We start from the raw sequence: 8,529 nt of genomic DNA on the forward strand, positions 1-8,529 counted from the left end.
AACTGCTTTATAACTCACACCGTCGGCACCGAGCCGGCCGATGATGTACAGAATCAGATCTTTGGCCGAAACAAGCGGTCTGAATGAACCGGAAATATTTATCTTCACTGATTCCGGAACCTTAAGCCATAATTCGCCGGTCGCCCAGACACCCGCCATTTCAGTGGCGCCGATACCTGTGGCAAAAGCACCGAATGCACCGTGGGTGGTTGTGTGGGAATCGGTTCCGACAAGCAGCACGCCGGGTCGGGCATGGCCGAACTCCGCCAGTATTTGATGACAGATCCCCTCTTTCATATCATAAAAGAACTTTATCCGCTGTTCCTTAACGAAATTTCTGAGTCGTTTGTGAGTGATTGCGGTCTTTTCACTGTCCGCCGGGATTCTGTGGTCGAAGAGAATCACAATCTTTTCATTATCCCAGACTTTTTCAACGCCGATCTCCTTAAACGCCCTTAAGACCACATCGGCGTTCTCATGAGACATGGCGAGGTCCACCCGGGCCATCACGATTTCATTGGGAACGACCTTTTCTCTACCCGATACCTTTGCCAGAATTTTTTCAGCGATGGTCATCAATTAATGCTCCAGGTTCCTTTCCCAGGGGCCGTCGTACTCGACCTCCTGTTTGCACATCGGACGCATCGGTTTCTGGGTGGTGCACTCTTCATAGACATGGGCGATTAAACCGGCACAGCGCCCCAGTAAAAAGAACGCCTTTCCCAGCCGCCAGTCAAAACCCATATCAGAGATGATCGCTGCAATCGCACCGTCGACATTGATGGGCAGGGCTTTTTTCCTGGCGAACTCCTGTTTCAACGCCTTGCTCAATCTGATATGCTCTCCCTCAATACCCAGTTCAGCCGCCATTTCATAGAGCCTTGCGGTACGGGGATCGTTCTTGTGCAAACGATGGCCGAAACCGGGCATACGTTTTCCCTGTTCTTTCAAACTCTTCAAAAGATTGGCGGCGGTCTGTTCCATAGTCCAATTATGCTGCTCTTTCAAAGCCACCCATTCCTGAAGGATCCTCGCTCCGTCTTCAATCGCACCACCGTGAACATCTCCCACCGCCAGAATGCCCGCGGCTACAGCAGTAGGCAGAGGAACACCTGCAGAAGCCACCACCCGTGCCGCATGAGTGGACGGCGGTGTTACACTGTGGTCGACAGACGAAGTAATGATCGCATCAATCATCTTCGCTTCTTTCTGATCAGGCATCCTTCCTTTTATAAGTAAAAAGAACACAGAGGCAAACGGCACCCTGCCGATGAGTTCTTCCTGTTTATAACCTCTGGTTATAATATGGTCTGGTTCCACCCTGGATATCGATGTCTTCCACATCTTCAACCTCCTAACGCCTTTTTAACGAGTTCAGGGATTTCACTCAAAGTTTCCGCGATATATGCACCATTGGAGGACAATGCTTCGATCTTGCTCTTTGCGGTTCCCATATCACCTTCGATTATTGCACCGGCATGACCGAGCCTCTTTCCCTGGGGAGCCGCTTTTCCGGTGATATAGGCGATGACCGGTTTGGACATCTTCCTGATATAAGGAGCCGCCAGTTCTTCATAGACTCCACCGATCTCTCCTGCCATGACCACGGCGTCGGTTTCAGAATCACCTTCAAAAAGCTTCAATATATCTTCGAAATTAGCTCCCAGGATCGGATCGCCGCCAAGTCCCACAGATGTCGACTCTCCGAATCCCGCCAAGTTGAGTGAGTTGGCTAAGTAGTATGTGATTGCTCCACTGCGGGCGACCGTTCCGATTCTGCCCGGTCTGAATGTGATCTTCGGCAACATACCGACAAGCGCCTTTCCCGGTGAGATGAGTCCCGGTGTATTGCCGCCGATGACCATCACTCCCCTTTCTTTCGCCGCATCGCGGACATAGAGCATATCATGAATGGGAATGCGTTCGGTGATGACGACGACCGTCTTAATGCCGGCGTCGATCGCTTCCAGTATCGCATCTTTGGCGAACTGGGGTGGAACCCAGATACTTGAAACAGCGGCGTCGGGAACCTCGCTCAGACATTCGGCAACAGTATCATACACCTTAACTCCGGCGACTTCCTGGCCGCCTTTTCCCGGGGTGACTCCACCGACGATCTTTGTACCGTACTCAAGCATGAACTTGGTATGAAGCGATGCATTTCTGCCCGTAATTCCTTGAATAATGGTCTTGGTATTTTCGTCTATTATTATACTCATAATCCCTCACTTACATTCTGCAGCTGCTCTTATCGTCTCTTTTATCACTTCCTCGATCGGGGTATCGACAGAGTATACCTTTATCTTTTTAAAGAGTTCGGGCTCGTCTCTTTTCGCCTGTTCCAGTATCTTTCTACCTTCCTCCTCCATATTTCCGGTCATCCTCATAATCATCGGTTTTTCCGGTCTGTTTTCCTTTACATATTGAACAAGTGCTTTTGCCCAATCATCACACCTTGAAATACCGCCGAACCGTGCCCCGAATATCGCCTTCACCCGAGGATTTTCAATGAGCAGACCGAGCATGGCGCGCAATTTTTCCTGGGTGGGTGCACCGCCTGAATCCATAAAATTAGCCGGTTTTCCGCCGTAGTATTGAATCAAATCAATGGCGGCGATGCCGAATCCGGCGCCGCCCGGAAAGACACCTATGTCACCGTCTAAATCCACATAAGGAATTCCTTTTGATTTTGCGAACTTCTCCCGTTCGGTCAACTCTCCTACTTCATGACGGGCAGTGATTCCCAGTTCTTTTAACTCTGGATGTCTGAACATCGCGTCTTCGTCGAGATTAACCTTTGCATCGAGGGCAAAGATCCCGCCTGTTTTGGTAAGGGCCAAAGGATTGATCTCTACAAGTTTGCAGTCGAGATTCAAGAAAAGGGAATAAAGTTTTACAACAATTCCCGCGCACTTATTAAGAAGAGGCCCCTTGAATCCAAGTTTTGCTGCACACTTTCTTCCGAAAAAAGGGAGAACTTTCCCACCTGGATTAATGTAATACTTAAATATTGCGTCAGGGCTCTGTCTGGCGGTTTCTTCGATATCAATACCACCTTTATTACTGAGTATCAGAACCGGCTTGTGTTCAAGTCGATCAATCGTCGCTGCGATATAGACCTCACGTTCGACCTCGACCTTCTTCTCAACGAGAACACTCTTGATTTCAAAGGCACCGTGCTTTCTGCCGAGCATATTTTTGATCTTATTCTCAGCATCTTTTCGGTTGTCAGCGGGTTTGATCAGTCCTGCCTTTCCCCTGCCGCCGATAAAGGTCTGGGCCTTGACAACCACGGGATAAGTCACCTTCTCCAGTTCCTCAAAGCTGTTCTCATCAACGAGTACACTGTCGAGAACCGGAATACCGTGTTTTTTAAAGAGTCTTTTGGCTTCAAACTCGTATAGTCTCATAATATTTAATTATATAAAGTTTATAAAAAAATTCAATAGGTAGGCAGCAGGTTTATCAGTTATCCGCCTTTGCAATATCGAAGTCGATAAAGTCACAGTGATTGATCAATATCGCCTCACGGCTCCGTCTGACCTTTTCTCCTTCACTCGAATGTGCTGCAATGATGTGTGCTATTTCCAGAGGAAGACCGGCTTCCAGGGCAAGGGCATAGCCGGCGACCGGATGACGGATCCGTTCACCGTATTTGCTCTTAACGACTTTATTCCCTCTTTTTTCATATTCCAGTAATTTTCCGACATCATGAACAAGACCGCCCGCAACCACAACATCGAAATTAAACCCCTTCTGCACCGTGGCGACTGCCACTGCCATCCGCGTGATGCAACGGGTATGTTCAATCAATGTCTTCTTCGTTTTAATCAACAGGGTAAAAGGAATCCTGTCGATCTTCTTCCATCCGCCTTTCTTTACGGCAAGCAGCCAGGTATCCGCCACTCCCTCACGGATCTTTTTATCCTTTATCCACTTGATTTCCGGCAATAGTTTATATATGTCCCGTTTCTTCATATTCTTTATAAACCCCCTAATTCTTCTTTTTTAAGATATTCAAGCAGTCCGCCCGCTTTCATGATGTCCATTTCAAGACTGGAAAGCGGAATGCCCTTGTATGCTCTATCCTGTGTGATGTTTTTTATTTCACCGGTCTCGCAATTCACTTCGAGAATATCAGACTGAGCGATCTCGTCTGCTTCTTTGAGTTCGATTATCGGTAATCCGGTGTTTACGGCGTTTCTGTGAAAAATCCGCGCGAATGACCGAGCGATAACGACTGAAACACCTGTCCCCTTGATCGCTACTGTAGCATGCTCACGTGAAGAACCGCAACCGAAATTTTTCCCGGCGACGATGATATCGCCCTTTTTTACATCCTTCAAAAATTCCGCACCGATCTCGGTTCCCTCCATCGCATGTTTCGCCATCTCATTTTTGTCGGTCAGGGGCAGGTATTTACCCGGATATATTTGATCCGTATCAATGTCGTCTTTAAATTTCCACACACGTCCTTTGACTGTCATTCTAAATCTCCCCCGGCGGGGTTATTACACCGGTAAGTGCGGTTGCAGCCGCTGTAACAGGCGAAGCAAGATAGACCTCAGCTCCTTTTCCCAGTTTTCCGATGAAGTTCCGGTTTGAGGTCGATACCATCACTTCACCCGGCGCGAGAATCCCCGGATGACCGGTCGTACACAAAGCGCATCCCGGATTGGTAACCACCGCACCACTCTTCAAAAAACTTTCATAGAGTCCGGCTTCCACTGCCTGAGCGGCGACCTCTGCAGTAGCCGGTACGATGATAAGCCTCACCCCTTTGTTTATTCTTCTACCCTTTAAAATATCAGCCGCCGCCTTCAGGTCTTCAAATCTGCCGTTTGTGCAGGATCCGATGAACACCTGATTTACCTTCACCCCTGATTTTTTTTCGACTTCCGTCACATTATCAGGAGAGTGAGGGCAAGCGATCTGCGGTTTCAGGTCGTCGATCACAAATTCGTATGCCTTCTCATACCCGGCGTCGGGATCGGCTTTCAACCCGGATATCGGTTCATCAGTACGGGATCGGATGAAGTCAAGCACCTCTGCACTCGTCTCGAAAAATCCGACCTCTCCCGACATCTCCGTCACCATACTCGACATTGTAATCCGTTCGGCGAGCGTCATACGTTCAACCGCATCACCGGTGAATTCAACCGCTCTGTTGAGAGCGCCGTCGGTCTTCAACCTCTTCAATATATATAAGATTATATCCTTGGCGGTCACATATTCACCGGCGTTCCCTTTGACGACGATCTTTATGGTTTCAGGCACCCTGAACCAGAGTCTGCCTTTATACATTGCTCCGGCGACATCTGTAGTGCCCATACCGAATCCCGCGGCGCCGACGGCTCCGAGCAGATTCATATGGCTGTCCGTTCCGATCACTATGTCCCATGGTTTGACCAGACCGTTTTCAAGAAGAATATGCTGGCCGATACCGGTATTCACATCAAAAAGATGCACACCCTGCTGCTTGACAAAATCACGTAGGGTCTTTTGATTCACCGCGACCTTTTCATTACGTGCGGGGATATGGAGATCAAAAGTAACGGCTACCCTCTTCTTATCAAAGACAGGATGGTCTCCGAACGCCCGTATGTATTCCTGAATCACATTGGGACCGCCAAAATCGCGCATCGCCACGAGGCTCAAGTCCACCCAGATATAGTCACCGGGTTTGACCTTTTTTCCGCCGGTCTTGCGTGAAAATATCTTTTCAATGATCGTCATAATTCTCAGAGTTTAGCGGCTATCGCTTCAGCCATCTCAAGGGTTGATGCACTGCCGCCCATATCATAGGTCATCACCTTTCCTTCCGCGATCACCGCGGCGACGGCGTTCTCCAGCCGTTCAGCCGCCTCTTCCTCACCCAGCCATTCCAGCATCATCTTTGCGGCGAGGATCGTCGCCGTAGGATTGACCTTGTACATACCGGCGTATTTGGGAGCCGAACCGTGCGTGGGTTCAAATGCAGCGTAGTCGTCTCCGATATTACCGCTTGAACCGAAACCGAGTCCTCCGGTCATCTGAGCACATAGGTCGGATATAATATCACCGTAAAGATTCGGAGCAACCAGTACATCATAATTAAAAGGTTTTTTAAGAAGCCACTGACATAATGAATCAACATTTGCATTATCCGCCTCTATCTCAGGGTACGACTTTGATATTCTGTTGAAGGTTTCAAGGAAGAGGCCGTCACTCGCCCTTACGACATTCGCCTTATGTACACAGGTGACCTTTTTGCGTTTCTTTTTTCTGGCGAATTCAAACGCCGCTTTGATGATTCTCTCACATCCCTTTGGTGTATTCACCTTCACCGAGATCGCTGCATCCGGCGGAACCTTCTCCATCCCCTTGATCTTGAGCATCTCTTCAGGAACCCTGTTGTACTCTATACCGGAATATAGATCTTCGGTGTTCTCCCTGAAGATCACGAAATCAAGCCCTTCTTTGTAATTGAGAGGATTACCTTTATATGCCTTGCACGGCCTTTTGCAGATATAGAGATCAAAACTCTGCCGCATACGGACGATCGGACTTCGATAGACGAATCCCTGATTTCTGAGCTCAGGTTTCAACTCCTGGTCGGCGACGGTCTTGGGTTTGGAAGTGATTGCACCGAACATCGCACAGTCGGTCGTCTTCATCATCTCGATCGTTCTCTTGGGAAACGGGTCGCCTTCTTCACACCAGAACCGCCAGCCGATATCACCGGGAACATATTCGGCATCAAGATTTATTTTGTCCAGTATAATCCTGGTGGCTTCAAGAACATCATTACCTATACCGTCACCTGGCAGCCAGGCGATTCTATATTTTGCCATAATCAACTCCTTTTATTGTTCTGCAGATGATTCTTACAGCGACGCTGATTTCCAGCATCATGAATATCATATAAATTTATACGGTGCCTTCGTAAATGCGGTACTTCTTATACAGTTTGCCACCCATCTTCTTGATTGCATTGTTGGTCGGATGATTGTCCTCGAGTACCCATGAAAGTTCACCGCCGGTATAACCGAGTTCCTGTCCGGCTCTGAATGATTCAAGAAAGAGGAGTGATTCCAGGCCCATTTTCTGATATTGTTTCCTGACTCCCATCACCATCAACCGTGCTTCCTTGATTTTGTTCTTATAGAAGAGGAATTTCAGCATCTCGATCGGGCCGAGTCTGCCGTTCAATTTTTTCAAAACGACGTTGTAATTGGGGACTGCAAGGGAAACTGCCGCAGGAACTCCGTCGATCTCGATGATCGGGATAAGTTCGGGTTTAACCAGCGGTTTCAAATCTCTCGCCATCGCATCGATCTCTTCATCGACCATCGGCACAAAACCCCAGTTTCGACTCCAGGCGTCATTATAGATCTCTTTTATCTTCTTTACTTCATTCTTGAAATCATCGAGGTTGACCGGTCTCACCTTCATATCCTGAACCCTGCGTCTGACAATCGAACAGAGCCTCTCAAGATATTCAAAAGGTGCATCTTTCATATCCATATAGTATGCGTATAAATCCTTTACCTTTTTCAAACCGGCGGCTTTGATGATTCTGTCGTAATATTCAAAATTATGGGGCATCATAATAAACGGCGGCGTATAAAATCCTTCAATGAGAACACCGCATTCATCATTGGTCGAAGGATTCATCGGCCCGATGAACTTCACGATGTCCCGGTCACTATGAAACTGTCTTACCTGTTCAAAGAGCGCCTTCACCGCATCTTCATCATCATCACATTCAAAAAATCCGAAATAACCGATTTTTTCATTCCAGAATTCAATATAATTGTAATCCAGAATAGCACATATCCTTCCGGCGATGCGCTTGTTGCGGTAGGCAAGATACATTTCACGTTCTGCATGTTTCCAGAAAGGATTCTTCTCTTTATCAAAAAGCCCGTAAACATCCCGTTTAAGGGGAGGTACCCAGTATCGGTTGTTTTTGTACAACTGGTACGGAAAGTTTATAAAAGCCTTTAACTCTTTATCGGTCTTTACAGGAACGACTTCGATCATTTTTTCCCCAGATTGAATTCTTTTGCACATTCTTCAAAAACCCTGAGCACTGTATCGATATCTTCGTCTGTATGTGTCGCCATATAGCTCGTCCGGATAAGCGCTCTGCCCGGCGGCGTCGCCGGTGATATCACCGGATTGGCGAAGATGCCGTTGGCGATGAGCATCTTCCAGAAAGCAAAGCATTTATCATCATCACCGATGATGACCGGTATCACCGGAGTTTCGCTCTCACCGGTATCCAGTCCGATCTCTTTAAATCCTTTCAACACTCTTCTGGTTATCGACCACAAACGTTCCCGTCTCTGCGGTTCGGTCTTTATGATATGTAGAGCCATGCGGGCACTCGCAACCGAGGCGGGAACCATGCTCGCCGAGAATATCAGAGCCCTCGCCCGATGTTTGATATGGGTGATTACATCTTTGTCTGCGACTACAAACCCTCCCAGTGAAGCGAATGCTTTGATGAAGGTGCCCATTATCAAATCGACATCATCGAGTACA

At 47.9% G+C, this 8,529-nt stretch carries 10 protein-coding genes; all 10 read right to left on the bottom strand.

The window, feature by feature from the left end; genetic code table 11:
* The coding region (locus ENI34_01585) for a 3-isopropylmalate dehydratase large subunit (protein ID HEC77820.1) at positions 1-576 on the bottom strand (576 nt) is incomplete at its 3' end.
* 3 nt (positions 577-579) lie between these two features.
* Positions 580-1,344, bottom strand: a complete 765-nt coding sequence (locus ENI34_01590) for a citryl-CoA lyase (protein ID HEC77821.1) — start codon at positions 1,342-1,344, stop codon at positions 580-582.
* A 2-nt stretch (positions 1,345-1,346) separates the two neighbouring features.
* Positions 1,347-2,219 (bottom strand): succinate--CoA ligase subunit alpha, encoded by an 873-nt coding sequence (sucD, locus tag ENI34_01595; protein ID HEC77822.1) that lies wholly within the window; start codon positions 2,217-2,219, stop codon positions 1,347-1,349.
* 6 nt (positions 2,220-2,225) lie between these two features.
* Positions 2,226-3,410, bottom strand: a complete 1,185-nt coding sequence (locus ENI34_01600) for a succinate--CoA ligase subunit beta (GenBank protein HEC77823.1) — start codon at positions 3,408-3,410, stop codon at positions 2,226-2,228.
* Positions 3,411-3,465: 55 nt separating this feature from the next.
* Positions 3,466-3,978 carry an HDIG domain-containing protein gene (locus ENI34_01605; protein ID HEC77824.1) on the bottom strand — a complete coding sequence of 171 codons (513 nt, stop codon included), beginning with the start codon at positions 3,976-3,978 and terminating at the stop codon, positions 3,466-3,468.
* A 5-nt stretch (positions 3,979-3,983) separates the two neighbouring features.
* Entirely contained in the window at positions 3,984-4,487 is a 504-nt protein-coding gene (locus ENI34_01610) for a 3-isopropylmalate dehydratase small subunit (protein ID HEC77825.1), read from the bottom strand.
* Position 4,488: 1 nt separating this feature from the next.
* On the bottom strand, positions 4,489-5,736 hold the full coding sequence (locus ENI34_01615; GenBank protein ID HEC77826.1) for a homoaconitate hydratase family protein: 1,248 nt from the start codon (positions 5,734-5,736) through the stop codon (positions 4,489-4,491).
* A 5-nt stretch (positions 5,737-5,741) separates the two neighbouring features.
* Positions 5,742-6,833 carry an isocitrate/isopropylmalate dehydrogenase family protein gene (locus ENI34_01620; protein HEC77827.1) on the bottom strand — a complete coding sequence of 364 codons (1,092 nt, stop codon included), beginning with the start codon at positions 6,831-6,833 and terminating at the stop codon, positions 5,742-5,744.
* A gap of 76 nt (positions 6,834-6,909) precedes the next feature.
* Positions 6,910-8,025 carry an N-acetyltransferase gene (locus ENI34_01625; protein ID HEC77828.1) on the bottom strand — a complete coding sequence of 372 codons (1,116 nt, stop codon included), beginning with the start codon at positions 8,023-8,025 and terminating at the stop codon, positions 6,910-6,912.
* On the bottom strand, positions 8,022-8,529 hold a 508-nt coding region (locus tag ENI34_01630), incomplete at its 5' end, for an aminotransferase class I/II-fold pyridoxal phosphate-dependent enzyme (GenBank protein HEC77829.1). The genes ENI34_01625 and ENI34_01630, both read right to left, overlap by 4 nt.

It is taken from the genome of candidate division WOR-3 bacterium, assembly GCA_011052815.1.
GTDB lineage: Bacteria > Hydrothermota > Tepidihabitantia > SM23-42 > SM23-42 > DRIG01.

Bases quoted from the DNA above. Each gene is read 5' to 3' on its own strand.
- ENI34_01590 (HEC77821.1), bottom strand. From the start codon at position 1,344: ATGTGGAAGACATCGATATCCAGGGTGGAACCAGACCATATTATAACC.
- sucD (HEC77822.1), bottom strand. From the start codon at position 2,219: ATGAGTATAATAATAGACGAAAATACCAAGACCATTATTCAAGGAATT.
- ENI34_01600 (HEC77823.1), bottom strand. From the start codon at position 3,410: ATGAGACTATACGAGTTTGAAGCCAAAAGACTCTTTAAAAAACACGGT.
- ENI34_01605 (HEC77824.1), bottom strand. From the start codon at position 3,978: ATGAAGAAACGGGACATATATAAACTATTGCCGGAAATCAAGTGGATA.
- ENI34_01610 (HEC77825.1), bottom strand. From the start codon at position 4,487: ATGACAGTCAAAGGACGTGTGTGGAAATTTAAAGACGACATTGATACG.
- ENI34_01615 (HEC77826.1), bottom strand. From the start codon at position 5,736: ATGACGATCATTGAAAAGATATTTTCACGCAAGACCGGCGGAAAAAAG.
- ENI34_01620 (HEC77827.1), bottom strand. From the start codon at position 6,833: ATGGCAAAATATAGAATCGCCTGGCTGCCAGGTGACGGTATAGGTAAT.
- ENI34_01625 (HEC77828.1), bottom strand. From the start codon at position 8,025: ATGATCGAAGTCGTTCCTGTAAAGACCGATAAAGAGTTAAAGGCTTTT.